Annotated in this window: 23 protein-coding genes and 1 tRNA gene; 12 read left to right on the plus strand and 12 right to left on the minus strand. The window is 60.1% G+C overall.

The features are described from left to right. Positions 1-137: 137 nt before the first annotated feature. Positions 138-1,448, plus strand: coding sequence for a DUF1501 domain-containing protein (locus tag ABEB25_RS09470; RefSeq protein ID WP_425572015.1), 1,311 nt, complete (start codon positions 138-140; stop codon positions 1,446-1,448). Positions 1,449-1,454: 6 nt separating this feature from the next. On the opposite strand, the gene ABEB25_RS09475 is transcribed toward ABEB25_RS09470, so the two are convergent. From ABEB25_RS09475 to ABEB25_RS09490, 4 genes are all read right to left on the minus strand, one after another. Further along, entirely contained in the window at positions 1,455-3,371 is a 1,917-nt protein-coding gene (locus tag ABEB25_RS09475) for a bifunctional serine/threonine-protein kinase/formylglycine-generating enzyme family protein (protein ID WP_345736146.1), read from the minus strand. Continuing rightward, positions 3,364-4,092, minus strand: coding sequence for an RNA polymerase sigma factor (locus ABEB25_RS09480; protein ID WP_345736147.1), 729 nt, complete (start codon positions 4,090-4,092; stop codon positions 3,364-3,366). The genes ABEB25_RS09475 and ABEB25_RS09480 overlap by 8 nt, the downstream gene beginning before the upstream one ends. Positions 4,093-4,254: 162 nt before the next feature. Beyond that, on the minus strand, positions 4,255-5,604 hold the full coding sequence (locus ABEB25_RS09485) for a Gfo/Idh/MocA family protein (RefSeq protein WP_345736148.1): 1,350 nt from the start codon (positions 5,602-5,604) through the stop codon (positions 4,255-4,257). A gap of 10 nt (positions 5,605-5,614) precedes the next feature. Continuing rightward, positions 5,615-6,049, minus strand: coding sequence for a SufE family protein (locus ABEB25_RS09490; RefSeq protein ID WP_345736149.1), 435 nt, complete (start codon positions 6,047-6,049; stop codon positions 5,615-5,617). A 68-nt stretch (positions 6,050-6,117) separates the two neighbouring features. Here ABEB25_RS09490 and ABEB25_RS09495 point away from each other — a divergent pair, with 68 nt between their 5' ends. The 8 genes from ABEB25_RS09495 to ABEB25_RS09530 all read left to right on the plus strand — a co-directional run bounded on the left by ABEB25_RS09495 (position 6,118) and on the right by ABEB25_RS09530 (position 14,113). Next, entirely contained in the window at positions 6,118-6,819 is a 702-nt protein-coding gene (locus tag ABEB25_RS09495) for an SWIM zinc finger family protein (RefSeq protein WP_345736150.1), read from the plus strand. 124 nt (positions 6,820-6,943) lie between these two features. Further along, a tRNA-Leu gene (locus tag ABEB25_RS09500) sits at positions 6,944-7,028 on the plus strand. Between the two features lie 187 nt (positions 7,029-7,215). Further along, a complete protein-coding gene (locus ABEB25_RS09505) occupies positions 7,216-8,205 on the plus strand; it encodes a Gfo/Idh/MocA family protein (RefSeq protein WP_345736151.1) in 990 nt (329 codons plus the stop codon). Beyond that, the gene (locus ABEB25_RS09510) at positions 8,202-9,158 is read left to right on the plus strand and encodes a Gfo/Idh/MocA family protein (protein ID WP_345736152.1); all 957 of its coding nucleotides are present in this window, start codon (positions 8,202-8,204) and stop codon (positions 9,156-9,158) included. Before ABEB25_RS09505 ends, ABEB25_RS09510 begins: the two co-directional genes overlap by 4 nt. Positions 9,159-9,278: 120 nt before the next feature. Next, positions 9,279-10,040, plus strand: coding sequence for an SDR family oxidoreductase (locus ABEB25_RS09515; protein ID WP_345736153.1), 762 nt, complete (start codon positions 9,279-9,281; stop codon positions 10,038-10,040). Beyond that, positions 10,037-11,569, plus strand: a complete 1,533-nt coding sequence (locus tag ABEB25_RS09520; protein WP_345736154.1) for an acyl CoA:acetate/3-ketoacid CoA transferase — start codon at positions 10,037-10,039, stop codon at positions 11,567-11,569. Before ABEB25_RS09515 ends, ABEB25_RS09520 begins: the two co-directional genes overlap by 4 nt. Beyond that, a complete protein-coding gene (locus tag ABEB25_RS09525) occupies positions 11,566-12,732 on the plus strand; it encodes a thiolase family protein (protein WP_345736155.1) in 1,167 nt (388 codons plus the stop codon). The genes ABEB25_RS09520 and ABEB25_RS09525 overlap by 4 nt, the downstream gene beginning before the upstream one ends. A gap of 292 nt (positions 12,733-13,024) precedes the next feature. Then, the gene (locus ABEB25_RS09530; protein WP_345736156.1) at positions 13,025-14,113 is read left to right on the plus strand and encodes a substrate-binding domain-containing protein; all 1,089 of its coding nucleotides are present in this window, start codon (positions 13,025-13,027) and stop codon (positions 14,111-14,113) included. 14 nt (positions 14,114-14,127) lie between these two features. Here ABEB25_RS09530 and ABEB25_RS09535 read toward each other — a convergent pair whose 3' ends face one another. The 4 genes from ABEB25_RS09535 to ABEB25_RS09550 all read right to left on the minus strand — a co-directional run bounded on the left by ABEB25_RS09535 (position 14,128) and on the right by ABEB25_RS09550 (position 17,002). Further along, a complete protein-coding gene (locus tag ABEB25_RS09535; protein ID WP_345736157.1) occupies positions 14,128-15,099 on the minus strand; it encodes a CNNM domain-containing protein in 972 nt (323 codons plus the stop codon). Positions 15,100-15,314: 215 nt separating this feature from the next. Next, positions 15,315-16,082 carry a M14 family zinc carboxypeptidase gene (locus ABEB25_RS09540; RefSeq protein ID WP_345736158.1) on the minus strand — a complete coding sequence of 256 codons (768 nt, stop codon included), beginning with the start codon at positions 16,080-16,082 and terminating at the stop codon, positions 15,315-15,317. Positions 16,083-16,103: 21 nt separating this feature from the next. Beyond that, the gene (locus tag ABEB25_RS09545) at positions 16,104-16,286 is read right to left on the minus strand and encodes a YezD family protein (protein ID WP_345736159.1); all 183 of its coding nucleotides are present in this window, start codon (positions 16,284-16,286) and stop codon (positions 16,104-16,106) included. Positions 16,287-16,462: 176 nt separating this feature from the next. After that, complete coding sequence (locus tag ABEB25_RS09550) at positions 16,463-17,002, minus strand: RrF2 family transcriptional regulator (RefSeq protein ID WP_345736160.1); 540 nt, start codon at positions 17,000-17,002, stop codon at positions 16,463-16,465. Between the two features lie 183 nt (positions 17,003-17,185). Between ABEB25_RS09550 and ilvC the strand changes: the two genes are divergently transcribed. Next, positions 17,186-18,214 carry a ketol-acid reductoisomerase gene (gene ilvC / locus ABEB25_RS09555; RefSeq protein WP_345736161.1) on the plus strand — a complete coding sequence of 343 codons (1,029 nt, stop codon included), beginning with the start codon at positions 17,186-17,188 and terminating at the stop codon, positions 18,212-18,214. A gap of 173 nt (positions 18,215-18,387) precedes the next feature. Here the strand turns inward: ilvC and ABEB25_RS09560 are convergent, their stop codons facing one another. Next, positions 18,388-18,555 (minus strand): hypothetical protein, encoded by a 168-nt coding sequence (locus ABEB25_RS09560; protein WP_345736162.1) that lies wholly within the window; start codon positions 18,553-18,555, stop codon positions 18,388-18,390. A 161-nt stretch (positions 18,556-18,716) separates the two neighbouring features. Between ABEB25_RS09560 and ABEB25_RS09565 the strand changes: the two genes are divergently transcribed. Together ABEB25_RS09565 and pbpC are read left to right on the plus strand one after the other, a co-directional pair. Further along, positions 18,717-20,072 carry an alkaline phosphatase family protein gene (locus ABEB25_RS09565; protein WP_345736163.1) on the plus strand — a complete coding sequence of 452 codons (1,356 nt, stop codon included), beginning with the start codon at positions 18,717-18,719 and terminating at the stop codon, positions 20,070-20,072. 101 nt (positions 20,073-20,173) lie between these two features. Continuing rightward, complete coding sequence (gene pbpC / locus ABEB25_RS09570) at positions 20,174-22,438, plus strand: penicillin-binding protein 1C (protein ID WP_345736164.1); 2,265 nt, start codon at positions 20,174-20,176, stop codon at positions 22,436-22,438. A 38-nt stretch (positions 22,439-22,476) separates the two neighbouring features. Here the strand turns inward: pbpC and ABEB25_RS09575 are convergent, their stop codons facing one another. The 3 genes from ABEB25_RS09575 to ABEB25_RS09585 are packed head-to-tail and all read right to left on the minus strand — an operon-like array spanning position 22,477 to position 26,365. Next, a complete protein-coding gene (locus ABEB25_RS09575) occupies positions 22,477-23,445 on the minus strand; it encodes an ABC transporter ATP-binding protein (protein ID WP_345736165.1) in 969 nt (322 codons plus the stop codon). Further along, on the minus strand, positions 23,442-24,428 hold the full coding sequence (locus ABEB25_RS09580) for an ABC transporter ATP-binding protein (RefSeq protein ID WP_345736166.1): 987 nt from the start codon (positions 24,426-24,428) through the stop codon (positions 23,442-23,444). The genes ABEB25_RS09575 and ABEB25_RS09580 overlap by 4 nt, the downstream gene beginning before the upstream one ends. After that, entirely contained in the window at positions 24,425-26,365 is a 1,941-nt protein-coding gene (locus ABEB25_RS09585; RefSeq protein WP_345736167.1) for an extracellular solute-binding protein, read from the minus strand. Before ABEB25_RS09585 ends, ABEB25_RS09580 begins: the two co-directional genes overlap by 4 nt.

Below are 26,365 nucleotides of genomic sequence, written 5' to 3' on the forward strand. Positions count from 1 at the left end.
ACCCCCATTTGTCAACCAAACCCATGAACCGTTCCCTCTTCCCCTGTGCCGGAGCGCGGGCGCTGCATACGCCGACGCGACGTGAGTTTGTCTATGGCCTGGGCACCTCCCTTGGCAGTGTGGCGCTGACTTCCCTCATGGCCGCTGAGGCCCGCAGCCCTCTGGCGCCCAAGCCGCAGCAGGTCCCGGCGCGGGCAAAAAACTGCATCTTTCTCATGATGGAGGGCGGGCCGAGCCACATTGATTGCTTCGATCCCAAACCGGCGCTGGAGAAGCTGCACCTGAAGGAATTTGTGCGCGAGGGGGCGATGAGATCCGCCATGGAAAGTGGCAAACGCTACTACGTGCGCAGCCCTTTCAAGTTTGCCCAGCATGGCCAAAGCGGTGCCTGGATGAGCGAGCCCTGGCAGCACCTGGCCAAGGTGGCGGATGATATCTGCTTTTACCGGGGGTGCCAGGTGGACAGCGTGAATCACCCCACCGCGATGTACCAGATGAACTGTGGCAACCGCTTTGGCGGAGATCCCGCCCTGGGTGCCTGGGTCTCCTACGGTCTAGGTTCGGTGAATCAGGACCTACCCGGCTTTGTCGTGCTGCCGGAGATCAGCTACCCGCAAGGCGGCAGCGCGAACTGGGGCAATGGCTACCTGCCTGCCGATTTCCAAGGCACACCCCTGCGCCCCAAAGGCAGCCCCGTACTGGATCTGCTGCCGCCTCCTGGCATCTCGCCCGAGCACCAGCGAGCGAACCTAGACCTGCTGACGCGGCTTAACCAAAAGCATGTCCAGGACCACCCCTGGCATGACGAGCTAAAAGCCCGCATGAATAACTACGAGCTGGCCTTTCGTATGCAGATGCAGGTGCCCGAGGTCATTGATCTGGAAAAAGAAGATGCCGCGACGAAAACGATGTACGGCATCGGCCAAGACGCCACGGATGCCTTTGGCCGCAAGTGCCTGCTGGCGCGCAAGCTGGTGGAAAAGGGCGTGCGCTTTGTGCAGCTCTACGCCGGGACCTGGGACAGCCATGATTACATCGAACGAGCCCACGGCAACCTCATCCGGCAGGTGGATCAGCCCATCGCTGCGCTCATCGCCGATCTCAAACAACGCGGTCTACTAGAGGATACCCTCATCGTCTGGTGTGGCGAATTTGGCCGCACCCCGGACAATGGCGTGCGTGGCGGCACCCAGTATGGGCGGGATCACAACCCCAAGGCCATGACGATGTGGTTCGCCGGAGGTGGCGTGAAGGCTGGGCACACTATCGGTGCCACGGATGATCGCGGCATGGAGGCCATCGAAGAAGTGCATCATGTTCGCGATGTCCACGTCACCCTTTTGCGCCTGCTGGGGCTGGATGACAACAAACTCACGTTTTACCACGCAGGCCGGTTTAAACAGCTCAGCCAATTCGGTGGCCAAGTCATCGACAAGCTCATCGCCTGAGACGATTCATCCGTCCACAGGCAGCGGATCCAGCGCCTGAGGCGGCTGAGGTTTGACATCGAGATCGAGCACGAGCCGGAAACCAAAGTCTGGCTGGGCACGAGAGCGACTGCTGTGCATGCGGCTATCTGGGCGCATCTTCACAATGCGCCCCGTGGCCCAGGATCCGCCACGGAGGTAGTAGTGAATCGGCACACGGTTAGCCCCGGAGGCCCAGCGGGTATCCGTCCATTCAGCCACATTCCCATGCAGATCGAAAAGGCCCAGGGCATTGGCGGGAAAGCTCCCCACTGGGGCCGTGCAAGGATAGGGATCTTCCGGGGCATCGGCCGCCAGCCGCGAAGGCCACAGGGCATACTGACGCGCTTCTGGCCCTGCAAAATTGCCAGCAGGTAACATGTGAGGCTCCGCTGAAAAAGTCGGGGGGGCATCCGGGCCTGGATCTTGGGTGATGCCAGCAGCCAGGCTCCATTCGGCATCCGTGGGCAGACGATAGGCCTGATTTTTCTTCAACCAGCCAGCAGCGATTTCCTGATTGGTGAGCCAGGCGCAAAAGTAGCGAGCATCTCTCTGGCTCATACCACAGACGGGATGGTCTGGAGACTGGCTGAAGCCAGGGTGTTCCCAGCTCGTGGTGGAGGCAGAGGGAGGAACTCTGCCTGCTGATGCAGCCCTACCGCTCCAGTCCGGCAGCGCCTGCCGTGTGCGGACATAGGCCGCAAAGTCGCGAACGCGTGTTTCATGCTGGGCAAAAAGAACCTGGGTGCCGGGGACGGGCACAAAAGCCATGCCCAGACTGTTTTCCCAAGCCTGGTCGCGGGTAGCGCGACCGGGGTCATTGAGCTTGCGAAGAGGATGATAGGAGGTCAGCCGACCGTCGCGAATCCAGGCCCCCACTGCCCCGCCAATACCCATGATCAGGAAGATGGAAACCACGGCCAAAACCCTGCGGCTGCGGGCTTTTTTGGCATGGCGTCTGCGGTGCTCCGTGGCGATTTTCTCAACGGCTGCTGCCATCTCAGCCACCGATGAGAGGCGGCGCTGAGGGTCATCCGCCAGGGCATGGCAAACAATGGCATCAATCTTTTTGCTGAGGCCGGTTTTTTGTGACAGCGGGGTGAACTGACCCATGGGCACGGAGCCGGTGAGCAGTTCATAAAGCAGAACGCCGAGCGCATAAATATCCGCCCGGACATCGGCCGTACCCGCACTGCGGGTGACCTCCGGGGCCACATAATAGGGGGTGCCGAAGGTATCGCGAGTTTGGGTAAAGCCGTAGGCGGTGGAGTTTTCCACCAGTGTCTTGGCTAGGCCAAAGTCGGCCACCTTCACAGTTCCGTCCGCACCGATGAGAATGTTGGCGGGCTTGATGTCGCGATGCACTAGGCCGCGCTGGTGGGCGTGGGAAACTCCGGCGCACACCTTGAGGAAAATATCCAGAGCGCGCTCAAGGTCCAACCGCTGGGCGCGAAGAAGGCGACGCAGATCGCAGCCGTCCACATATTCCATGACCAGGAAATGGCGGCCATTGACCGTCTCCCCATGATCCAGCACACGCACCACATGGTGATGGCTGAGCTGGGAAAGGGCGGCAACTTCGGCCTCGAAACGCGCCGTGACTTCGGGGTCCCGGGTAAGCCTGCCGGAGACCACCTTCATGGCCACCACCTTGCCACGGGCAGTCAGGACGGCACGATAGACTTCGCCCATGCCACCGCCGCCGATGAGTTCCTGAATTTCATAACCCTGAACATTGAGGGAGAGAGGCTCCTTTTCCTCAATCTCATCATCCATACTGGCGAAAAGATTCTTCTGAATCGTACTGGCCACACAGGCGGGGCAGATGCCGCCCACCATCATTTTGGGGGCCAGTTCCTTGCCACATCGCGGGCAGGCGGTCAGACTGGGGGCAGTTTCACTCAAAGCTCAGAACACTCATCAGGTAACGCAGTTCCTCATCGGCATCGGATTCGGGAGCAAGGGTGGCAGCGACCTCCGCTCGCAGTTCTTCGGCAAAACGACGGCGCGCACGGTGCACTTCCAGTTTCACCTGGTTTTCGGTCATTTGCAGAGTCAGGCCGATTTCGGCATACGGCTTGAGAAGTTCAGGACAGATGAGGCCCTCTTTCAGGGTGGAAAAAACAGCCATCCGGTTGCGACGCTGATACCGTGCCTCCAGGCGATCCATGGAACGTTTCACCAGCGCCCAGGCCCAGCGACGGTCAAACCATTGGTCCGCTGCATCCGGCTCACTGGGTACATCGAAGACCTCCACATCATCCAGGGACACAAAAGTTTTGCCACCACCGCGTTTTTGCCGGGCCGCATCTCGACGAACCGTGGTGAGGTGATTGCGCAGGGACTGGCGGAGGTAGCTCCGCAGGCGGCCACGTTCCGGCGAGACATTGTGAAGGCCCCCTCCTTGGATGAAGTGGGTCATGAATTCCTGGGTCTCATCCAGGGCCTCTTCACGGTCGCACCCGAGGGCACGGAGGTAGGTGTAGATGGCCGGCCAATAACCCTTGCAGAGTTCTTCCAGCGCAGCCTTGGAAGCCACTTCATCCCCTTCCCGCGCAGTCACGACCTGTGTCCAGGCAGTGACCGGGAACGAGGCACGAACGGTGGATGCAGGGCGCAAGGACATGCGAGAAGTGGCGACGATCATCCAGCACAGACGATTGCCGGGCAATCTTCATTCGGTGGATTAGCCATTCCTTTGGCTCGGATCGGCACTTTTGGCAAGTGCCGTCCAGCCATGCACAGGATGCAATATGCAACCCGCCATAATAGCATTTCAAATGCTGAGTCAGATCGCCCAGCCTTCGCGGTAGGTTTTGGTCAGCAGTTTGTTAGCTTCGGGGAAGTTTTTAAAGCTGAGGTTGGCCGCATCCCATTCCAGGATCTTCGGCTCCACAGGATCGCCCGTGCGGGAGTCAATGGGGCCGGGGCAGAAGCGCGTGGCCACATTGCCAAGTTGCACAGCCTCAGAGAGAGGACCTGCGTAGTGGAACCCATCGCTGGTTTTACTATTAGTTAGGCAGGCATCCACCCAGACATGCCAGTGGCTGAGGCCTTTTTCCTTCGGGTATTTGAAGGTGGTGAATTTATCCGTAGGGTACAGACGCGGACCGGCGACGTGACCGAGGACCATGTTCCCGCTTTCACCGATGAAGAGGGAGCCGCTCTTGGGCAGTTCCAGGTTATCCGGCATCTTGGCCAGCTTGCGGTCGGGGCGCAGGCCACCATCGCTCCAGGTCACTTTCAGGGTTTTGTCCGCCGTCAGGTCATTGCCAGGGAAGACAAATTCCACCTCTTCGGAGGTGGGCCAGATATGCTGATTGATGCCGCTGTTCCGCGCTGTGACGGTGAGGGGTGCATTCAGCCCCAGGGCCGTGAAAACGGGGTCCAGGATGTGGCAGCCGAAGTCGCCCATGGCACCACCGCCAAAGTCCTGCCAGTCACGCCAGATGAAGGGGTGGTAGCAGGCGGCGTACTCGCGCATGGGCGCGCAGCCGATCCACAGGTCCCAGTTCACATTTTTCGGCACGGCGCTGCCCGGCATGGGGTCCAGGCGCTTGTTGCGCTCGTTGCCTGTCACGGCCACCCAAGAGTATACTTCTTTGATTTTCCCAATGGCCCCTTCCTTCAGCAGGCGGGTGCCCAGGCGATACTCGATGGCGGAGTGGATCTGATTGCCCATCTGCGTGGTCACGCCAGCTTTTTCCGCCTCCAGGCGCATTTGGCGTGACTCCCACACGGTGTGGGCGAGGGGTTTTTGGCAATACACGTGCTTCTTCAATCGCAAGGCATCGATAGAGGCCTTCGCATGCATGTGGTCCGGTGTGCCCACGGAGACGGCATCGAATTTATCGCCCAGTTGCGCGAACATTTCGCGGAAGTCGGCAAAGTGTGGGGTGCCCGGGAAGGCTTTGTCCACCTGATCAAAGCGGGTGCTGTCAATGTCGCAAAAACCCACGTACTTCACCGCCGCATGCGCGCCGATGTTCTTAATGTCGCTGAAGGCCATGCCATTCGCGCCCACGGACACGACCTGGAGCTTCGAGTTCGGGTTGGCAGACTTTACCACCGCTGGAAAGGCGACGGAGGCAGCGGCGAGGGAGGTGTTTTTGAAAAAGGTGCGGCGGCTGACAGGCATAGGCAAAGGACTACGCCTGGGGGACCTGCGAGCTTGCAGCGGCCCAGTCACGCATGCGGGTGCGCATGGAGGCCAGTCCATTCAGCCGGGTGGGCGACAAAGCCTTATGGAAGGCGCATCCGACCCAGATTTCAGGCTCTACGGCCACCACCTCCGCCGGTTCCGAATCCGTGTAAAGGTGACACAAAAGAGCCACTAATCCCGCGACCATGGGCGAGTCTGCCGCGCAACGAAAATGGCAGCGCCCATCTCGCAGCTCCCCATGCAACCACACGCGCGAAACGCAGCCGGGGACGAGGAGATCGTCCGTGCGCAGGGTCTCGGGAAGCGTCACCGCTGGGATGAAAGAGGTGAGGGCAGAGAGGCGCTCCTGAACGTTTTCGATGAGGTTCAGGTCGGCGATGAGTTCGGTTTGTTTATCCCGCAGGGTCATGGGCACCAGCATGGCCACGCTTTGCCCCACCTGCCACTCGTTTCACTGGCAAGTCCGGTGCGCCGGGGCTAAAAAAGCGCATGTCATGGAACCAGGAAGAGACGCAGGAAGCGGCGGAGCGAGTGCAGCGGGAGATCGCCAAACGGCGCGCCCGAGGCGAGGCCCTGCTGCCACTGGAGGCCCCGCAAAAAAGCCGTCACCTGTGCCAGAGCTTTTGGGGCCAGGCCTGGTGCCGACATCTGGCCCACTACCAGCACTATGAGGCACGCCTGCCAGCCGGCCGCAGCTACCTGCGCCAGGGCAAGGTGCTGGATCTCACTGTGGAGCCCGGAACCATCAGCGCCGTGGTGGCCGGGACGGAGCTTTACGAGACGCTCATCCACATCCGCCCACTGGCGGCCGATCATTGGCAAGAGATCGTCCAGGCCAGCCAGGGCCAGGTGAACTCTTTGTTAGACCTGCTGACGGGGAAACTGGGCGATGGGCTGATGCAGGTGCTTTCGCACCCGGAAGACGGCCTGTTCCCGCAGCCGGGCGAGATCCGTTTTGACTGCTCCTGCCCGGACCACGCGGACCTGTGCAAACATGCGGCTGCGGTGCTGTATGGCACGGGCATTTTGCTGGATTCCCAGCCACAGCTCCTTTTCACCCTACGTGGGGTGGATCAGGCGGATCTGCTGGCCACCGCCAGCGAAACCTCTGCCGCAGGCCTCGGCCAAACCGACCGTGAGTTGCAGGGTACGGACCTCTCTGCCCTCTTCGGCATTGATCTCACGGAGTAAATTCAGGACCGAAGATGGTTCAAAGACCGTGCCGATCTGAGTAAACTTCCGAAAAACAGGTTCCGGCTGACTTTGCCTTTGGCCTCCGCGAATTTCCCGCTAAGGTGATTTCTCTCACCCGCACGCCGCTGTGGTGAAATGGTAAACACAGCAGACTTAAAATCTGCTGGGAGGTAACTCCCTTGCCGGTTCGAGTCCGGCCAGCGGCACTTTTACAAAAGAAGGCGGTGGCTTCGTTCGCAAAGAATGGATTTCCCTTCAGAACAAAGCCGCTCAAAGTCGAGTGGTGGCTGTGAAGAACCAACTTTTGACGTCCATTTGTCCACTGGTATCCATTTGTAACCAAAGATTGCCATTAGGTTTGCGGCTCGCTGCTGCGTTTTGTCTGCGACAATCATGCATTCCATCCTCATCATCGGCTGCGGCAGCATTGGAGAGCGGCATCTGCGCTGCTTTCAGAACACAGGGCGCTGTCTGGTAGCCGCCTGCGACACGAACCCAACGCTGGCAGCCGCAATCAGGGAACGTTATGGGCTGACGGTTCATGATTCTCTGGATGCAGCCCTGGCCGCTTCATCGTTCGATGCCGCCGTCATCTGCACCCCGGCCCACCTTCATCTGCCACTGGCGAATAGGCTGATGATCGAAGGTCTGGACGTCTTCATCGAAAAACCGCTCGCGATTGATCAGACGTTGGTCGCGGAGACTCGGCGGACGATTGCCCAAACCCGACGAAAGGTGGCGGTGGCCTATGTTTATCACCTCATGCCGTGGCTCAAGGCCGCGCATGAATTTCTGGCGCAAAAGGAATTGGGCAAAATCCTTCACGTCAGCAGCACCTCAGGGCAGCATTTCCCGACCTTCCGCCCGGCCTACCGGGACATCTACTATGCGAGGCACGATCTGGGAGGAGGCGCCATCCAGGATGCCCTGACGCATGTGATGAATGCGGTGGAGTGGCTCATCGGCCCCTGCACACGCGTTTTTTGCGATGCCTCGCATCAGGCCTTGGAAGGCGTGACGGTGGAAGACACGGTGAACATCCTCGCACGCCACGGCGAGGTGCTGGCCAGCTATGCGCTGACGCAATTTCAGGCCCCCAACGAAAACACCCTGCTCCTCAACGGTGAGCGCGGCAGCCTGAAGATCGAGATCCATCACCGGCGCTGGGGGGTGATGAAACATGGCGATGCCGACTGGACCTGGCACGTGACTCCACCAATGGAAAGGGACGAGCTTTTCACAGCCCAGGCCCATGCTTTCCAGGATGTCATGGAAGGGAAAAAGACCTCGCTCTGCACTTTTGAAGAGGCGGTGCAAACGCTACGGTTCAATGAAGCCGCGCTGCGTTCCTCCGCAACTCAACTCCCCATCACCCTCGAATGAGCGCCCCAGCAAAAGAACTCCGTCTGGCCATGCTGGGAATGATCGAAGGCAACGGCCACCCTTACTCCTGGAGCGGCATCATCAATGGCTACAATCCGACCGAGATGGCCAAGTGCCCCTACCCCGGCATCACGGCCTACATGGGACGGCAGCCGCTGGAGGCCATCCGCATCCCAGGGGCCCGAGTGACGCACATCTGGACGGACGATCCCGCCGATGCACCCAAGGTGGCCGCAGCCAGCCTAATAGAACAGGTCGTGGCCCGACCTGAGGATGTGATTGGCGAGGTGGATGCTGTCATCATCGCCACCGACGATGGCGATGATCATGTGCGCCGGGCGCGGCCCTTCATTGAAGCCGGACTGCCTGTCTTCGTCGACAAACCAATGGCCACCAACATGGCTGATCTGCGCCAGTTTGCCCATTGGCATCATGAGGGCAAAACCCTCCTGTCCACCAGCGGCATACGCTATGCACCGGAGATGCGGCTTAGCGAATCCCAGCGCACCCACCTCGGCGATCTGCGCTGGATCACCAGCTTCACCTGCAAGACTTGGGAGCGTTACGGCATCCACGCACTGGAAGCGGTGGAGCCGCTCCTCGGCACCGGATTTGTCAGCGTTCAGGCCCACAGTGATGAAGGCGGGGATGTGATGCACGTCACCCACCACAGCGGCGTTAGGTTGACCCTGGGTGCCCTGCATGATGCGTATGGCAGCTTTGGCGCGGTGCACCTTTATGGAACAAAAGGCGATCTCGCGCTGAAACATAGCGACACTTATCACGCCTTCCGGGCCCAGTTGGTGGCGTTCATCCACATGCTGCAGACGGGGGTGCGGCCGCTGCCATTTGATGAAACCGTGGAACTGATGGCCGTGATCATCGCCGGAATCCGCAGCCGTGAGCAAGGCGGGTCCATGATACGCATCGCCGATGTGCTGCATGAACTTTAAACTCCCCGGACCTGACAGCCCCCACTTTGCTCTTCCTGCGGCCTCACGATTCTTGTTAAATCAACTGCCTGACGGCGCGCACTGACCGCATCCCAGGCACTTCCAGCCCTTCCTTTTTCCATGAGCCATTGCATCGACCTCCAAGGCAAAGTTGTCCTTATCACTGGAGCCTCCCAGGGTATCGGAGCCCAGATGGCCCGCACCTTTCATCAGGCTGGTGCCACGGTGGCGCTGAATCATCCAGGGCTGGGCAGCACGGGTGAAGACGCCCAAAAGATCGCCGATGAACTGAATGCGCTGCGCGCTACGAGCGCAGCCGTGGTGATGGCAGACGTGGCGGATGCCGAAGCCGTGCAGGCCATGATGACGGAGGTGCAGCGGACCTTTGGCGGTCTCGACTACCTGATCAACAACGCGGCCATCCTGCGCGACCGCACCATCGCCAAGATGAGCCATGAAGAATGGGAATCGGTGATGGATGTAAACCTCACGGGGGTGTTTCACTGCTGCAAGTACGCGCTTGAAATCATGCGTGAAAACGGGGCCATCGTCAGCATGGGCAGCATCGCGGCGATCCAGGGTTTCTACGGCCAGGCGAACTACGCGGCAGCCAAGGCAGGCGTACAGGCGATGATGCGGGTGCTCAGCCGTGAGGCGGCACGAAGGAACATCCGCGCCAATGCGATTGCCCCGGGCGTGGTGGATACGGCGATGGCCGCAACCATCCCGGAAAGCGTGCGTGCCGAGATGATCAAAAACATCCCATTGGGCCGATTCGGCAGCACGGCTGAGATCGCCAACGTGGCGCTGTTTCTATGCTCGCCGCTGGCCTCCTACGTGACAGGGCAAACTCTGGAAGTGAACGGAGGCTGGCGCGGATGAGGGCGGCGGCTCTTTGCGTCACGGCAGATGAAGCCATCGCCGCCATTCCAGATGGCACCTGTGTGGCGGTTGGTGGCTTTGTGGGTGCCGGACATCCGGAGATGCTGACGGCGGCACTGGAACGGCGCTTTCTGCAAACGGGCACGCCCAATGACCTGACGTTGTACTATTGCGCCGGCCAAGGAGACCGGGGCGAACGCGGCCTGAACCACCTCGCCCATCGGGGGCTCATCAAGCGGGTGATCGGCGGCCACTGGAACCTCGCGCCCAAGTTGGGAGCCATGGCGCTGGCCAATGAAATCGAAGCCTACAATTTCCCGCAGGGGGTGCTGAGCGTGCTCCTCCGCGAGATCGCCGCCAAGCGCCCAGGCCTGATCACCCAGGTCGGCCTGAACACCTTCATCGACGCATCGCAGACCGGAGGCCGGATGAATGCGCGCACCACAGAACCTCTGGTGGAAAGGCTGATGCTGGACGGCCAGATTTGGCTGAGATACAAGCCCGTGCCTGTGCATGTGGGACTCATCCGCGCCACATATGCGGACGCACGCGGCAATTTAAGCATGGAACGCGAAGGCTTGGTGGGGGAGGTGCTGCCCATCGCCCAGGCCGCCAAAAACCATGGAGGCATCGTCATCGCCCAGGTGGAAAAAGTCGTGGACCGCCTGCCAGATCCGAAAGCGGTGCGTGTGCCGGGCATCCTGGTGGACTACGTGGTGGCCAGCGAGGGGGTGCAGCATGACCAGACATTCGGCGAGGTGTTCAATGCCGACTATGTGAGCACCTGTAACACGGCCTTTGAACTGCCCGCGATGGCTTTTTCTGAGCGCAAAATCATCGGCCAACGCGCCCTGCAGGAGATTCGTGCGGGGGACATTGTGAATCTGGGAATCGGCCTACCCGAAAGTGTCGCCATGGTGGCCGCGGAGACAGGAAGGCTGCAAGAGTTTACCCTCACGGTGGAGAGCGGCCCTACCGGGGGAGTGCCCGCTTCCGGCCTCAGCTTTGGCTGCAGCTATTTTCCGGAAGCCATCATTGACCAGCCCTCTCAATTTGACTTTTACGATGGCGGCGGCCTGGACATCGCCGTGCTGGGTGCCGTGGAGGTGGATGCGGAGGGCAGCGTGAATGTGGCCAGCTTTGCCGGGCGTTTTGCGGGCGTGGGCGGCTTTGTCAACATAGTCCAAAGCGCGCGCCGCCTGGTCTTTTGCCTCACCTTGCGTGCAGGAGATCTGGAGGTGGCCGTGGAGAATGGGCGGCTGGTGATTGTCAAAGAAGGCCGCCATGCCAAATTTGTGAAACGTTTCCAGCATGTCTGCTTTCACGGCCCCACCGCCCTCCATCGGGGTCAGCAGGTCATCTATGTCACGGAGCGGGCGGTCTTTGAACTGACAGCGCAGGGGCTGAAGCTCATCGAACTGGCCCCGGGGGTGGATCTGCAAAAGCAGGTCCTTGACCAGATGGAGTTCGCTCCTGTTATCGAGTCTGTCTCCGCCATGCCTGACGGCTGCTTTTCCCTTCTCTCATGATCTACTCCACGCCCGTCTTCATCACCGATGCAAAACGCTCCCCGATTGGTCGGCTGGGCGGCGGCCTGCGCTCACTTTCTGTGGCAGACCTAGCCCTGCCAGTGGCACAGGCGATGGTTCCAGAGCCGCTGAAGCCTGCCATTCAGCAGGTGATCCTGGGCCAGGTGCTGCAGGCGGGAGCAGGCATGAATGTGGCACGCCAACTGGGGCTGCGCCTGGGCCTGCCGCAGAGCACGCCCGCCTATGTGGTAAACATGGTCTGCGGCTCTGGCATGAAGGCCGTGGCCCTGGGGGCAGATGCCATCGCGGCAGGTGAGGCCGCTCTGGTTCTGGCGGGAGGCGTGGAATCCATGAGCCGTGCCCCGCATTATGCCCCCGACTTGCGCAGCGGTTGCAAACTGGGCAACAGCTCGTTGGTGGATGCCATCTTGGCCGATGGCCTGACGGATCCCGTGCTGAACATCGGCATGGGAGAAACCGCCGAACGCATTGTAGATGCCTGTGCCATCACCCGGGCAGACCAGGATGCTTTTGCCCTGGCCAGCCAGCAAGGGGCCAGTGCCAGCCGTGAGGCCTTTCAGCGCGAGATTGTTCCACTGGAAACCCGTGAGGGGATGGTGCAGCACGATGAGCATCCGCGGTCAGATACCACCCTGGAGAAGCTTTCCAAACTGAAGCCCGCCTTTCGCAAAGACGGCAGCGTCACGGCTGGCAATTCGTCGGGGGTAAACGATGGATCGGCCCTGCTGATGCTGGCTTCGGAGGCCGCCATCTCCCGACACAGCCTGACAACACGGGCACGTCTTGTCGGCTGTTCCGCGGTGGGCTGCGATCCAGCCACCATGGGCCTGGGGCCGGTACATGCCATCCGCCGTCTGTGCGAAGAGGCCGGGTGGGAACTCGATTCAGTGGACGCTGTGGAGATCAACGAAGCCTTTGCTGCCCAGGCACTGGCCTGCGCCCAGCAGTTGGGACTTGATCAGAGCCGATTGAACCGTCGCGGTGGAGCCATTGCGCTCGGCCATCCGGTGGGGTGTAGCGGTGCGCGGGTGCTGGTGACGCTGCTGCATCTCATGGAGGACCTGGACCTGCGGCGTGGCATCGCCTCCCTCTGCATCGGCGGAGGCATGGGCATTGCCATGGCCATTGAACGAGGGAAATGAGCCGGTCTAACATCAAGGGAGTGGCGCGGGAGCGGTGAGAGACGGCTTTGGCCGGATGCACGAGAGCAAGACAGCACAGATGAGACGCCCGGCTGCGGAAATTTCAACCATTTGGCCGACGTTGACATCGGCCCCACAACAAACCTTCGGCATAAATAGTTAGGCTACTCATCCCACAGCCATAAAGTGGGAAAGGCCATGAAAGTTCCGTTTCCTTCAAAACAGGTGGCGATTTTCGTTTGCCAAACCACAGCGTCGGAAGAGTCTAATTCTGGTCACTTCAAGGATCCAGATGAAGAAAAAAGCCGCCACCTCCCCCAGCCTTCCTCGGCGACTATCCTTAGTGGCCCAAACGGTAGACAGCCTTTGTGAAGGCATCAAAAACGGCCATTGGCAAAAGCTGCTGCCAGGAGAGCGCGAACTCTGCGAAAGCCTCCAGGTCAGCCGTCGCACACTCCGTTCGGCCCTGGATGAATTGCAGCGCAAAGGCTGGCTGGAAGTGGCCCACAGACAGCGGCGGCGCATCAAGGGCCGCCGGAGCAAACCTGAGATCGAAGAGCCCAAAAAGGTCGTCGCCATCCTCATGCCCGGCTCTTTCCTTTCCCTACCCTCACGGATCACCTTTGTCATCGACAGCCTGCGGAGCAAGCTCACCGCCGCAGGTTGTGAGGTGCAGTTCCACGTGAACCCAGCCTGCTACACAGCCAACCCGGGGCGGGTACTCTCGCAGTTTGTAGCAACCCACCCCGCCTCAGTTTGGCTGGTGCTCAGCGCCCAGGAACCCATGCAGCGGTGGTTCAGCAAGCAGCCACTGTCTTCCCTAATTCTGGGGTCCTCCGCCCCAGGGATCAACCTGCCCTCCGTGGATGTGGACTTTCACGCCGCCTGCCACCACGCGGGCGGCCTGCTCTGGCGCAAAGGCCACCGACAGATCGGCCTGGTGCTTTTCAAAGATGTGTACGGGGGTGACATCGCCAGCGAGGAGGGGCTGCGCGATGCCCTCAAGGACATGCCCGGAGCCCAACTGCATGTACTGCGGCATGACAACCAGTCCAGCAGTCTCTGCGCCTTGCTGGACGAATCCCTACGACAACCAAAACCGCCCACCGCCTACGTGGTCGGCGGGGCCACCCAGGTCCTCACCGTCATGATGCATCTCATGCGCCGCGGCAAACGCATCCCACAAGACATCGCCGTGATCTCTCGGGACAACGATCCCATCCTGGATGCCACCAGTCCCACCGTCGCCCGTTACGCCATCCAGCCTGCGCAACTGGCCACCCGCATCGCCCTGGTCGTCCGCCAGTTGGCAGAGACGAATACCGTGCCCGCCAATGCCATCCGGCTGATGCCCACCTTCGTCGCCGGAGAGTCCGTCTAACAAAAAGCGCCAAATTAAACACGTGCGCCCATCAGAACTTTCATCACATCGTCCAGGGTGATCCATCCCGCCATGCGCGCACCGGGGGCATCCACCAAGGCGGCGACCTCCTGCTCCTCCAAAAAGAGGGCCAGAAGCTGGGTGAGGGAGGCCTTGCCATCCACATGCAGCGCTGGCCGGACCAGCTTTGTCCAGTCCGCCGTGGCAGGGGTGGTGAGATTCTGAACGAAGAGCTCGCGCACGCGGATGTAACCGATAAGACTGTCTGGCGTACCATCCAGGCTCACAGGATAGCTGCGATGCAACTTGGGCCCCACCGCCTGCACATTTTCCAGAAGGGAGAGCCGGGCGTCAAAGACGCGCACGGCTTCCTTCGGCACCATGGCCGTCTTCACCCGCCGGGCGCTGAGGGTGGCCGCATGGATCATGATGATCTCTTCCTGGTTATGCAGCAGTTGCTCAGCCTTAGCCGCCTGCACCAGGGTGATGATGTCCATGATTTGGTCGCTTTGGTTGCGCCCTTCGGTGCTGCGGCTCTTCAGCCGTTCGCAGAATTTTTCCATCAGCAATACCAGCGGATGGCAGAGGCGCAGCATGACGGTGAGAGGCCCGATGAGCCGGGGAGCAAACTTGGCCGCATGATGCACACCGATGATCTTCGGCGCCATCTCCCCACCAAAGAGGACCAGGATGGACATGAGGATGGAAAAGACCCACAGCCACTCTGCCCCATAGATACCGGTAAAAAGGGCACCTGCCAGCGTAGCCAGGCCCGTGTTGGCCAGGGTATTGAAGACGAGGATGGCGGAGATAGGCCGCTCGATGGCGTTCTTCATTTCCAACCAGCGCCCCGCACTGCGGATGCCCTTTTTCTCCTGCAACTTCAGTTCCAGTGGATTCAGGCTGAGCAGCACCGCCTCCGTCAAGGAGCAGGTGAAGGAGACGGCGAGGACGGTGACGGAGATGGCAAGGAGGAGCAGCAGCATCGAGTGGGGGGGAAATGAATGGAACCCAAGACGAGCAGAAACCCCGCCCAGCAAGCTCGCTAAAAAAGCACGTGTAAGGTCAGGTGCTGACTTCGCCCATGGGCAGGGCATGCGCCCTCAGTCTCTTCGGATGGGAAAGATCTTTTGCGGGCACCGGGTGGGGTGACCCGAGACCGAAATCTGAGGCTGAGGGCGCGCTCCGGGGGGGGGAGAGATTACAAGTTCGCCGCGTAGGCCTGGAGCTGGCGATATTCCGCCAGAATGGTCTTCACCGCCGCCACCGTAGCGCTGACCTGATGGTGCATGGGCGAGAGAGCGGGTGTTTCAAAGACGATTTCCAGAGGCCGCGGATGCTGCTCCGGCGGCGCGCTGAGGATGCCGTGGTAACCTTCCTTGATGATGCCACGGGAGGCGAGGAAACCATCAATGATGGGCAGCTCATTGCGCGGCAGAGATTCCGCTGCGGCGGCCAGCGCAGGCTCCAGCAGGTGCTCGCTGAGCAGAGCCCCGCTGACAAAGCCATAGCAGCCATCAGAGTCATCGTCGGCATGCAGGGAGACGATGCCGTCGTAACGTTCGCGGCGCAGCTCGTTCTCCAGGTAAATGACCTCAGGCTCAATGGAGCCATACCAAAATTCGCGATTCAGATCCAGGCCGTTCTGATTGTGGCGGATGCCCAGATTACGTCCTGTCGGATTGCAGATGGGAAAGAAATGGAGTTCGAAGTCGTGCAGTTCCTCCGGCTTTTCCGCCGCCCACTGGATCAGTTCCTGAATGGCCAGCGTACCCGCCTCCTCATCGCCATGAATGCCGCCGAAGATGCCAAATTTGTAGCCCTGGCCCTTCTTCAGCGGTTTGCTGATGATCTTGGGAATGTAGATTCCCTGGTCTGGTGGCAGGCTTTCCAAAATGAGGCGTGAAGGGGCGATGCGCAGCGGGGTGTGGCGACTGCGGGAGAGATGAACAGGGGGAAAGATATTCATGATGGCGTGAGCGGCAAGGGACTACTTCTTCGCGGGGACCTGGGTGGTCTCAGAGGAGAGGCGGGTTTTCTCCGTGCTCTCCACCTGCGTCACCCGCCCTTCATGGACGATGATCTGCACCGAGCCAAAACGCATAGCGCCGACTTTCTGACGGACGATTTCCAACCAGGCTTCGGATTCTGTTTCGGCGGTGTGTTGACTCATAGACGCCTAATTCCTATCTTTCATATCTACACCCGTCAAGTAGGATTTAAAACAGACATGGATTGCTCTTCAGGCCTGAAAAAAAGGTCGTTCAAAGCATGGGAAAGCCCGGCGGCAGAAAGCGGGCCGGGCTTGATCAGCAAGGACGAGATGACCGTTAGACCGCGTCTTCACCTTTACACAGGCGTGTCCAGCAGCACGGCCAGGAATCCATCGGCAGGATCAGCATGGCGCGACTTGCCTGTTTTTTTGGCAGTCTTTTTCTTCGTCGTGCCGCACTGTTCCTGCTTCCGCAGCGTCACCTCCACCACATGCTCCAGGGTGTAGCGATCCAGGATATTGGCGATGGCATTGCGCACATCGATCATGAGCATGCGCAGGCCGCAGTGCTCCTCATCCGGGCAGGTGCATTTTTCATATTCCGTCTCGCTCGCGCAGCCGATGGGGGCCAGCTTGCCATCAATAAGGCGGACGATTTCGCCCATTTTGATGCCACTCATCGGGCGGGCCAGCCGGGCTCCCCCGTGCTTGCCGCGCAGGCTTTCTACGTAGCCTGCAGTCCTCAACTCAAAAAGGATGGCTTCGAGGAACTTAAACGGCAGGTGCTCCTGCTCGGCGAGGGAGGATACGGAAATCACCCCTTCACCATTGCGGGCAGCGACCCCCAGGCGGATCATGGTGCGGAGGGCGTACTCTCCACGTTTGGTCAGTCTCATGACAACGATGTAGGCCAAAATCCCGACCTCGCAAGTATGGCTTTGCGGCTTGGCCAAACAGTCCGGCAGGACGGAATGGGCTGCAGCGGCGCACTCCACCCGGCCTAACCGCCTGTCAACTCCTCCTTGACCATCCCCCTCAGTTGCACCACTCTGCGCGCCCTCTAACCAGACCCACAACTAATGCCCGCAAAAATCTACACTGAAAAAGACGCCAGCCTGGCGCCTCTCAAAGGCAAAACCTGCGCCGTGATCGGCTTTGGCTCGCAGGGCCATGCGCACGCCCTGAACCTCAAGGAAAGCGGCGTCAACGTCATCATCGGTCTGTATTCCGGCAGCAAGAGCCGCAAGGTCGCTGAAGAAAAAGGCTTCAGAGTTTATGACACCGCCGAAGCTGTGAAGCTGGCCGACGTCATCTTCGTCGCCGTTCCTGACACCAAAATCGGTGGTGTGTACAAGGCTGACATCGCCCCGAACCTGACCAAGGGTAAGACCCTCCTGTTCAGCCACGGCTTCGCCATTCATTATAAGACCGTCGTCCCACCGAAGGATGTGAACGTGATCATGGTCGCCCCGAAAGGCCCAGGCCACATCGTCCGCCGTCAGTACACAGAAGGCAAAGGCGTTCCAGGACTCATCGCCATCTATCAGGACCCTTCCAAAAAATCCAAGCAGATCGCTCTCGCTTGGGCACACGGCGTGGGTTGCACCCGTGGCGGCGTCATCCAGACCGACTTCAAGGAAGAAACCGAAACCGATCTCTTCGGAGAGCAGACCGTTCTTTGCGGCGGCACCAGCGCCCTCGTGCAGGCTGGTTTCGAAGTGCTGGTCGAGGCCGGCTACTCCCCTGAAATGGCTTACTTCGAGTGCCTCCATGAGCTGAAGCTCATCGTGGACCTCATGAACGAGTCCGGCATCGCCGGCATGCGTTTCTCCATCTCTGAAACCGCCAAGTGGGGCGACGTCAAAGTCGGTCCGAAGATCATTGACGCCAGCGTTAAGAAGCGCATGAAGGCAGCTCTGAAGGAAATTCAGAACGGCAAGTTCGCCAAGGAGTGGATCAAGGAAACCGAGAGCGGTTACAAGACCTTCAACAAGCTGCTCAAAGACGGCGAGAAGCACCCGATCGAGAAGACCGGCGCTCGCCTCCGCAGCCTGATGCCATGGATCAAGAAGCGCGACTTCAAAGGCCAGCAGGCCAGCTACGAGTGATGAAAGCGGTCGTAAAAAACGGCCCCTCACACCTCTGACAATCTTGAGCGCGGGTCCGAAAGGACCCGCGCTTTTTTGTCAGTGTATTGGAGTTCCGGCTTCAGCCGCCCCCGAAAACTTCGTTCTGATTTCAGCACTCTCGCCCTGCCAAGAGGGGACGCGGAGGTCCATCCCTATGACCGCCCTTGAGAATTTATCAGCTTGAGATCGTCTTTGAATAGGGCTGGCGCTTCGTCATACAGTTGCTGCTTCAGCCGATCATGCCTCACGGCTTGAGCAACAAAGAACGCGGCTGCCCCCACCGCTGTGATGACCACCAAGGTGATGAGGATCTTGGACAAAGGTATCCTTCGAGGGGCGGAGGAGTTTCCAACAAACATCGCAGGATCATGAAGCAAGGGTGCTAAATCATCAAAGATTGATTTCCCCTCACCTGAATCCCAAAGCGAAACTCTCCAAGGCGTAATGAAGAATGCCTTTGATTCGGTCGTACTGTCTGCCCATGATTTTTCGACCTCTCCTCCTGGCCCTCGGATTGACTGCGGCACTTTCTGCGGCTGACAAAAACCAGCACGTCGTGCTCATCAGCCTTGATGGTTTCCCAGCCTGGATGTGGAAGGACCCATCACTGGCCGTCCCAAACCTGCGCAAGCTGGCGGCTGAGGGTGCGCAGACGGAGGCGATGACCGTCTCCAACCCCTCCATCACCTGGATCAATCACACCACCATGGTCACAGGAGTGAATCCCCGCAAACATGGCGTTTTGTTCAATGGTCTGCTGGTAAGGGGAGAGGGCAACAAGCCGCCGAAGATTGAACCCTGGGTGCACAAGAACCGCCTCGTCCATGTGCCGACGATCTATGACATCGCCCACAAAGAGGGCCTGACCACCGCCGAAGTGGACTGGGTAGCTATCAAGGATGCGGAAACCATCACCTGGAGCTTCGAAGAACTGCCGAATGCGGACCGCCCCATCGAAAAGGAAATGATCGCCGCCGGCCTGCTGACGGCAGAGCAGGTCTCCTGGATGAACCCGGGCCCGCAGCGCAAGAACATGGCCTGGCATGACCTCACCTGGACAAAGGCCGCCAGCCACATCATCAAGACGCACAAGCCTAACCTTCTATTGTACCACACCCTGAACACCGACGGCATGCACCACCGCTACGGCCCGGCCAACATGGCCAGCTACACGGCGCTGGCTTACACAGATCGGCTGGTGGGAGATCTGGTGAAAGCCGTGGAAGAAGCCGGGTTGAAAGACAAGACCACCTTCGTCATCGCTACGGATCATGGTTTCAAAAAGGTAACCAACTATGTGTTCCCCAATGTGGCCCTGAAAAAGGCCGGTTACTCCAAAGCCTTTGGCAATGCCATCACCCAGTGTGATGTCGCAGCGATGACCCAGGGCGGCCTGTGCTTCATCTACGTGCTGGACCCCGCCCGCAAGGCGGAACTGCTGCCGAAACTCAAGGAACTCTTCACCGCCACCGAGGGTGTGGACAAGGTGATCGATGGCAACGACGGACCCACACTGGGCATGCCGACTCCCGCCGAAAATCAGGGCATGGGTGACCTGGTGCTGTACGCGAAGGCAGGCTTTGCCTTCAACAACGGCGCAGCAGGCGATGCCGTCACCGGCCCTAGTGTGGACTACGGCGGTACGCACGGTTACCCCAATACAGACCCGGAACTGGACGGCATCTTTATCGCCTCCGGCAAAGGCATCAAAAAAGGCGTGGTGCTGCCTCGCATGGCGAACCTGGACATCGCCCCCACCATCGCCCGGCTGCTGGACATCTCCTTGCCAGCACCAGATGGCCGTGTGCTGGAGGAGATTCTGGAAGCCGGGAAGTAACTTCTCCACAGCAGGCGCATCCGCGCGGGCTTGTGCTTCGCGGGGAACCATGTTCTTTGCAGGGGCCGGGGCGTGATGCCAGCGGCCCCTTGTCATTGCCCATGCCACGCTGGCTCAAACGTCTGCTATCTCTGCTGTTCGTCGCCCTTCTGCTAGGGCTGGCGACCTGGTTCGCTTTGCCCTGGGCAGTGTCGTTGCCCGCCGCCCTGCAGACTCCGCTACAGCCCTCTTCTCGCTACCTTTCCAGCGAGGGTGAACCGTTGCGTCTTTTGCTGACCTCGCAGGGAGATCGTGTGGCACAGGTGCTGCGGTTTGAAGAGATCCCCACCCGCTTCATCCAGGCTACCCTGGCAGCAGAGGACAAACGCTTCTTTGATCATGGCGGGGTGGACCTGCTGGCCATTGCGCGTGCAGCACGCGACAATGCCTCGCAAAGCCGCATTGTCTCGGGCGCTTCGACAATCCACCAGCAGCTCATCAAAGTGGCCGCTGCCCGGCCCGGCAAACGTGGTTGGTGGGTCAAAACCGTGGAGGCCATCCAGGCCCGTCATCTGGCCATGGCCTGGAGCAAGGAACAGGTCATCACCGAATACGTCAACCGCATCAGTTATGGCAATCTCTTGACCGGCTGCGCCAGCGCCGCCCAGGGCTATTTCGACAAGCCTCTGCAGGATCTCACCCCGGCGGAATGCGCCTTGCTAGCAGCCATTCCTCAGTCTCCTTCCCGCTACAATCCCTTTCGACAACTGGCAGCCATCCTACCCCGGCAGCAGCGCATCCTAGCAAAGATGCACACCCTAGGCTGGCTCACAGACGAGCAACTCCACGTGGCACAAAAGGAGACCCTAAAGTTGCAGCGATACCACGGCGGATTCGAGGCACCCCATGCGGTGGAGATGCTACGTACCACACCACGCGAGACCACACGCACAACCCTCAAAGCCGGACTGCAACGGCAGGTGGAAACGATCATTGCCCAACGCCTTCGGGCCTTGAAGGAGCGTCACGTTTCCCAGGCCGCCGTGGTCGTCATCGAAAATGCCACCGGCCACGTCCTGGCGCTGGCAGGCTCGCGTGATTTCCTCGCCCCCGAAGGCGGCCAGATCAATGGCGCGTGGGTGCCCCATTCACCCGGCTCCGCCATCAAACCGTTCACCTACCTGCTGGCGTTGGAACAAGGCCACACACCCGCCAGCATCATTGCAGATCTTCCCATCGAATACACCACCCCTACCGGCACCTACCGGCCCGACAACTACGCGCATAAAACCTATGGCCCCATGACCTATCGGAATGCCCTGGGCAACAGCCTCAACATTTCAGCCGTGAAGGTGCTCAGTCTGGTTGGGGGCGCACAGCCCCTGTTAGATACACTTCAACAGTTAGGCCTGAGCACACTCACTGAGCCCGCAGATCATTACGGCCTCGGTCTCACCATCGGTAATGCCCCGGTCCGGCTGCTGGAGCTGGCGAATGCCTATGCCTGCCTGGCCCGCCTGGGAAAGGACCTCCCCTGGACGCTTGTGAACGAGGCCGCCACCACCCCTGCGCCGCGACGTCAGTTTGATGAAGCCACCTGCTACCTCATGGCCGACATTCTGGCGGACAACCAGGCCCGCCAGCTCACCTTTGGCCAGAACTCCCCACTGCGCCTCCCCTTCCCTGTTGCCGTCAAAACGGGCACGAGCACCGGCTATCGCGACAACTGGTGTGTCGGCTACACCCCGGAGTTCACCGTCGGTGTCTGGGCAGGCAATTTTGACAACTCTCCCATGCAGGATGTCTCTGGTGTCACAGGTGCGGCCCCCATCTGGCGGGATGTCTTTTTGGAACTTCAGACCCGCTTCGGCCTAACTTGGTATGCCGAACCGCACGGCATTGTCCGTGCCCGCATCGATCCTCGCACCGGCAAGCGCCTCACAGCCCAATCCCCGCCCGTGCGTGTGAGCCATGAAGAAATCTTTGTCCAGGCCCAGCAGCCGCCCGCCGCCACCGCTGCGGACTATGACTCCCAAGGTCGCGCCTACCTGCGACCTGAGTACGCCACCTGGATCCGCAGCGCTGACAATTGGATGGGCAACTTGGTCACAATAGAGACCACCCCGCAGGCACGTCCCTGGCGAATCTCAAATCCCATTCCCGGCACCGTGGTGCGGCTGGACCCGGACCTGCCTATGGGAGGGCGTCGCCTGCTGCTGCAAACCGAACCCCAGCGATCCATAAGCTGGGACTGCGACACCCTGCCGGTGAAGACCGAAGGTGATGTAAACTATGTGGATCTCACCCCAGGTCGTCATGATCTCCGGGCCACGGAGCCAAGCAGCGGTGAAGTGCAGCGCACTCACATCATTGTGCATCCAGAATAGAGAGCGGCCCCGCTGCTTTCACACACTCGCTTTCCACCTCAAGTGCAGCAGGGGCAGGGCTGCACCCAGTGGCCGGGGGCGATTTCTTTTAAGCTGAGGTCCATGCCCACGCTGTCTTTCCAGCGGGGGTGGGCCATGCGATGGCCGAAGGCGCAGCCGGCGGGGGGATTGATGGGGGAGGGCACGTCCCCTTGCAGCAGGGAGCGCGGGCGGCGCAGGGCGGGATCGGGCACGGGGATGGCATCCAGCAGGGCGCGGGTGTAGGCGTGCAGTGGCTGGCGGTAAAGGGTTTCCGCTGGGGCGAGCTCGACGATCTTGCCCAAGTACATCACGGCGACGCGGTCGCTCATGTGCTTCACGACGCTGAGGCCGTGGGCGATGAAGAGGTAGCTGAGTCCCATCTGCCTCTGGAGGTCTAACAAGAGGTTTAGAACCTGGCTTTGCACGGAGACGTCGAGCGCGGAGACGGGCTCGTCACAGACGATGAGTTTGGGCTTGAGGGCGATGGCGCGGGCGATGCCGATGCGCTGGCGCTGGCCGCCGGAGAACTCGAAGGGGAAACGATCGCCGGAGGTGGTGGGCAGGCCGACTTTATCCAGGAGATCGGCCACCCAAGCGCGGCGTTCTTCTTTGTTGCCGAGTTTTTGGACGATGAAGGGCTCCTCCAAAATGTCGCGCACGGTGTGGCGCGGGTTCAGAGATTCAGCGGGATCTTGGAAGATCATCTGCATGTGCCGGCGCGTGGGGCGGAGCTGGCCCATGCTGGCGTGGGTAATGTCTTGCCCTTCAAACTGGATGCTGCCGCCGGTGGGTTTCAGCAGGCGCACGATGCTTTTGCCGAGGGTGGTTTTGCCACAGCCGGATTCACCCACGAGGCCTAGGGTCTCCCCAGCAGCCAGGGAAAAGCTGACACCATCCACGGCTTTGCAGGAGGCCACAGAGCGCCGCAGCAGGCCGCCACGGACGGGGAAATGCTGCTGGAGATTTTGAACGGTGAGGAGGCTCATGCGACGCAGATGGGGCAGTTTTCTACCCAATGGTTAGGCGAGATTTCAACGAAGGCGGGGCGCACGCTCAGGTGCGTGTCCGTGTGGGGGCGGCCCGAGCGTGTGGCGAAGCGGCAGCCGGGGCGGAAGTCGGCAATGCCAGGGACGTTTCCAGGGATAGCTTTCAGCAGGGTCTTGGGCGTGCTGTCCAGACGCGGGATGCTTTCCAGCAGGCCCTGGGTGTAGGCGTGGCGTGGGCGGGCAAAGAGCTCGTGCACGCTGGCGCGCTCGACGATGCGGCCAGCGTACATGACGGCGACTTCATCACACACCTCCGCGATGACGCCGAGGTCATGGGTGATGAGGATGACGCTCATGCCCATTTCCTGCTGGAGATCGGCGATGAGTTTGAGGATCTGTGCCTGCACGGTGACATCCAGCGCAGTGGTGGGCTCGTCGGCGATGAGGAGCTTCGGTTTATTGATGAGCGCCATGGCGATCATGATGCGCTGGCGCATGCCGCCGCTGAGCTGGTGCGGGTATTCGCCCAGGCGGGCCTCGGGCGCGGGGATGCGGACTTTTTTCATCATGTCCACGCTGCGGCTCAGCACCTCGGCCTTGCTGCATTGCGTGTGCAAAAGGATGGCCTCGGCGAGCTGGCGACCGACCGTTTGCACGGGGTTCAGGGCGGTCATGGGCTCCTGAAAAATCATGCTGATGTCATTGCCACGGATGGCCTGCATTTGCTCCAGCGGCAGACTCACCAGGTCCTGCCCTTCAAAGCGGATGCTGCCACTGAGGATCTGGCCGTGGGGCTGGGGCAGCAGGCGGGTGATGGAAAAGGCGGTGACGCTTTTGCCACAGCCGGATTCGCCGACGATGCCCAGCGTCTTGCCACGCGGCACGTCAAACGAAATGCCGTCCACGGCGGTCATGCGCCCGGCATCGGTGTCAAAGGCGGTGACGAGGTTTTCGACCTGTAAGATGGAGTCCACGGTGGTCATCGGGGTTTTACAAAGGAGTCATGCACCTGCAGGGATTCACCGAAGTCGCGCCCATCTTTTTGGGCCTGCTGGGTTTCGCGTTTGAGGTCTTCATCAATCCAGAACATGCGGGCATCCAGCGGCATCTGGCTGTGAAAGGCGTTGCCCGTTTTCGGCCAGCGCAGCCAGCGCCAGCTAAAGTAGCGGTAGTTGGAAGATTCCCACAGCGGGATCGTATTTGCCCGATCATGGATGAGCTGGGAGAGCTGCCAGGAAAGCTGCTGCACCTCCTCCTCCGTGGCGGCTTTGCGGTGGCGATCAATGATCGGATCCAGCGCCGGGTCGGCCGTCATGGTCAGGTTGTTGGTATCCACCACCACGGTGCGTTTGCCATCGGGCCCGGTCTTGTAGGCATTGTCGCTGTGATAATCATCCCAAAATCGCGGGTAAGGCGGCTGTGCCCCAAAGCCAGCGAGGCCTAACTCATGATTCTTCTGGTTCAGCTTTTTGTAGAGCTGGGTGGTGTCCAGTCCCTCCACGATGATCTCCAGCCCGGCCTTTTTCGCCTCCTCCTTCAGCCGCAGCATGATGGGGGTGATGGTGCCGGAATTGAAGGTGGTGAGGGTGAAGGAAAGACGTTTGCCACTGGCATTCATGAGGATGCCATCCGCCCCAGGTTTGGTATAACCAGCTTTAGCGAAATGCTCGCGCGACTTCACCACATCAAAGGGCCGGGCCTTGACAGCGGGATTGGTGAATTTGCCAAAGCCAGCCTCAGTGGTGTTCATGCGGGTCTTGTCGCCCCGGAAGTCCACATCCAGCACCTTTTGCAGGTTCATGGCGTAGTTGATGCCGATGCGCAGGTCCAGATTGTCCAGCGGCGGCTTGCTTTCATTGATGCGGATGCCCCAGCTCACTTGAGGGAACTCGTTGTAGAAGATGTGGCGCTCGATGTAGCCTTTGTAGATCTCGGGGATCTCGGCCTTGTCATACCAGTAGCGCGGCAGGCCAGCGATGAAGAAGTCGAGCTGGCCCTGGCGGAAGAGCTCAAAGGCCTTGTCCTGACTGGCGATGATGCGGTAGTCCGTGGCATCCACATTGTAGATGTAGCGGAAGTGTTTTTTATCCCGCGCCCACCAGTTTTTCACCCGGTGGATGGTGATGCGGCGGCCACGTTTCACATCCACTTCGGGATCGAAGTCATAGGCCCCGGTGGTGGGGGATTTCCGCCACTGGTAGCGGGCGGGGAAGTCCTGGCCAAACTCCTTGTAAAACTTCCGTGACATGGGCTGCACGTCCGCCACCTTCCACATGGGATCGGGATAGTTTTCCTTGAGCGTGTAGGAGAAGGTGTGCTCGTCGTACTTGGTGATGCTCTTGAATTCTTTGCTGTAATAGTCGTTATACCAAGGGTCCTGGATATGGGGACTCAGCATGATATAGAAGGTCATGAAGAAGTCCTCCACGGTGATGGGCGTGCCATCGGAGAAGGTGAGTTTGGGATCGAGCCGGAAGTAAACGGTCTTCTTGTCTGGAGAGTAGGCCCAGGCATCGGCCATGCCGGGGATCCAGGCATCTTGGTCGGGATGGCGGGTGGCCATCCAGATCATCACCTGGTCATGATGCTCGCCGCGGAAGGTGCCGCTGGCATCCGGGCCGACGACGCGGTAGGTGGCGGGAAAGGTTGGGTGGTAGTCGTGAAAGGTGCCGCCTTTTTTAGCGGCGGGATCGCCAAATTCGGGCACATCCGCGCCGGTTTCCCACTTCAGATCCGTGGGCAGATCTGCCGGGGTTTTCCACTGAAACAGCTCCGGTTTGGACTTCCAAAAAGCCTCCACTTCCGCCGTATTGTCGTAGGGGGGAAAGCGATCGTCGGTGGACTCGGAACAGGATGGCAGAAAAGCCAAACAGAGGGTGATGAGCAACATCGTTGCTTTGAGCATAGGGGAAAGTTTCAT

The sequence above is a fragment of the Prosthecobacter algae genome (genome assembly GCF_039542385.1).
Classification (GTDB): Bacteria; Verrucomicrobiota; Verrucomicrobiia; order Verrucomicrobiales; family Verrucomicrobiaceae; genus Prosthecobacter; species Prosthecobacter algae.

Bases quoted from the DNA above. Each gene is read 5' to 3' on its own strand.
- ABEB25_RS09470 (WP_425572015.1), top strand. From the start codon at position 138: ATGGCCGCTGAGGCCCGCAGCCCTCTGGCGCCCAAGCCGCAGCAGGTC.
- ABEB25_RS09480 (WP_345736147.1), bottom strand. From the start codon at position 4,092: ATGTCCTTGCGCCCTGCATCCACCGTTCGTGCCTCGTTCCCGGTCACT.
- ABEB25_RS09485 (WP_345736148.1), bottom strand. From the start codon at position 5,604: ATGCCTGTCAGCCGCCGCACCTTTTTCAAAAACACCTCCCTCGCCGCT.
- ABEB25_RS09490 (WP_345736149.1), bottom strand. From the start codon at position 6,049: ATGCTGGTGCCCATGACCCTGCGGGATAAACAAACCGAACTCATCGCC.
- ABEB25_RS09495 (WP_345736150.1), top strand. From the start codon at position 6,118: ATGTCATGGAACCAGGAAGAGACGCAGGAAGCGGCGGAGCGAGTGCAG.
- ABEB25_RS09505 (WP_345736151.1), top strand. From the start codon at position 7,216: ATGCATTCCATCCTCATCATCGGCTGCGGCAGCATTGGAGAGCGGCAT.
- ABEB25_RS09510 (WP_345736152.1), top strand. From the start codon at position 8,202: ATGAGCGCCCCAGCAAAAGAACTCCGTCTGGCCATGCTGGGAATGATC.
- ABEB25_RS09515 (WP_345736153.1), top strand. From the start codon at position 9,279: ATGAGCCATTGCATCGACCTCCAAGGCAAAGTTGTCCTTATCACTGGA.
- ABEB25_RS09520 (WP_345736154.1), top strand. From the start codon at position 10,037: ATGAGGGCGGCGGCTCTTTGCGTCACGGCAGATGAAGCCATCGCCGCC.
- ABEB25_RS09525 (WP_345736155.1), top strand. From the start codon at position 11,566: ATGATCTACTCCACGCCCGTCTTCATCACCGATGCAAAACGCTCCCCG.
- ABEB25_RS09530 (WP_345736156.1), top strand. From the start codon at position 13,025: ATGAAGAAAAAAGCCGCCACCTCCCCCAGCCTTCCTCGGCGACTATCC.
- ABEB25_RS09535 (WP_345736157.1), bottom strand. From the start codon at position 15,099: ATGCTGCTGCTCCTCCTTGCCATCTCCGTCACCGTCCTCGCCGTCTCC.
- ABEB25_RS09540 (WP_345736158.1), bottom strand. From the start codon at position 16,082: ATGAATATCTTTCCCCCTGTTCATCTCTCCCGCAGTCGCCACACCCCG.
- ABEB25_RS09545 (WP_345736159.1), bottom strand. From the start codon at position 16,286: ATGAGTCAACACACCGCCGAAACAGAATCCGAAGCCTGGTTGGAAATC.
- ABEB25_RS09550 (WP_345736160.1), bottom strand. From the start codon at position 17,002: ATGAGACTGACCAAACGTGGAGAGTACGCCCTCCGCACCATGATCCGC.
- ilvC (WP_345736161.1), top strand. From the start codon at position 17,186: ATGCCCGCAAAAATCTACACTGAAAAAGACGCCAGCCTGGCGCCTCTC.
- ABEB25_RS09565 (WP_345736163.1), top strand. From the start codon at position 18,717: ATGATTTTTCGACCTCTCCTCCTGGCCCTCGGATTGACTGCGGCACTT.
- pbpC (WP_345736164.1), top strand. From the start codon at position 20,174: ATGCCACGCTGGCTCAAACGTCTGCTATCTCTGCTGTTCGTCGCCCTT.
- ABEB25_RS09575 (WP_345736165.1), bottom strand. From the start codon at position 23,445: ATGAGCCTCCTCACCGTTCAAAATCTCCAGCAGCATTTCCCCGTCCGT.
- ABEB25_RS09580 (WP_345736166.1), bottom strand. From the start codon at position 24,428: ATGACCACCGTGGACTCCATCTTACAGGTCGAAAACCTCGTCACCGCC.
- ABEB25_RS09585 (WP_345736167.1), bottom strand. From the start codon at position 26,365: ATGAAACTTTCCCCTATGCTCAAAGCAACGATGTTGCTCATCACCCTC.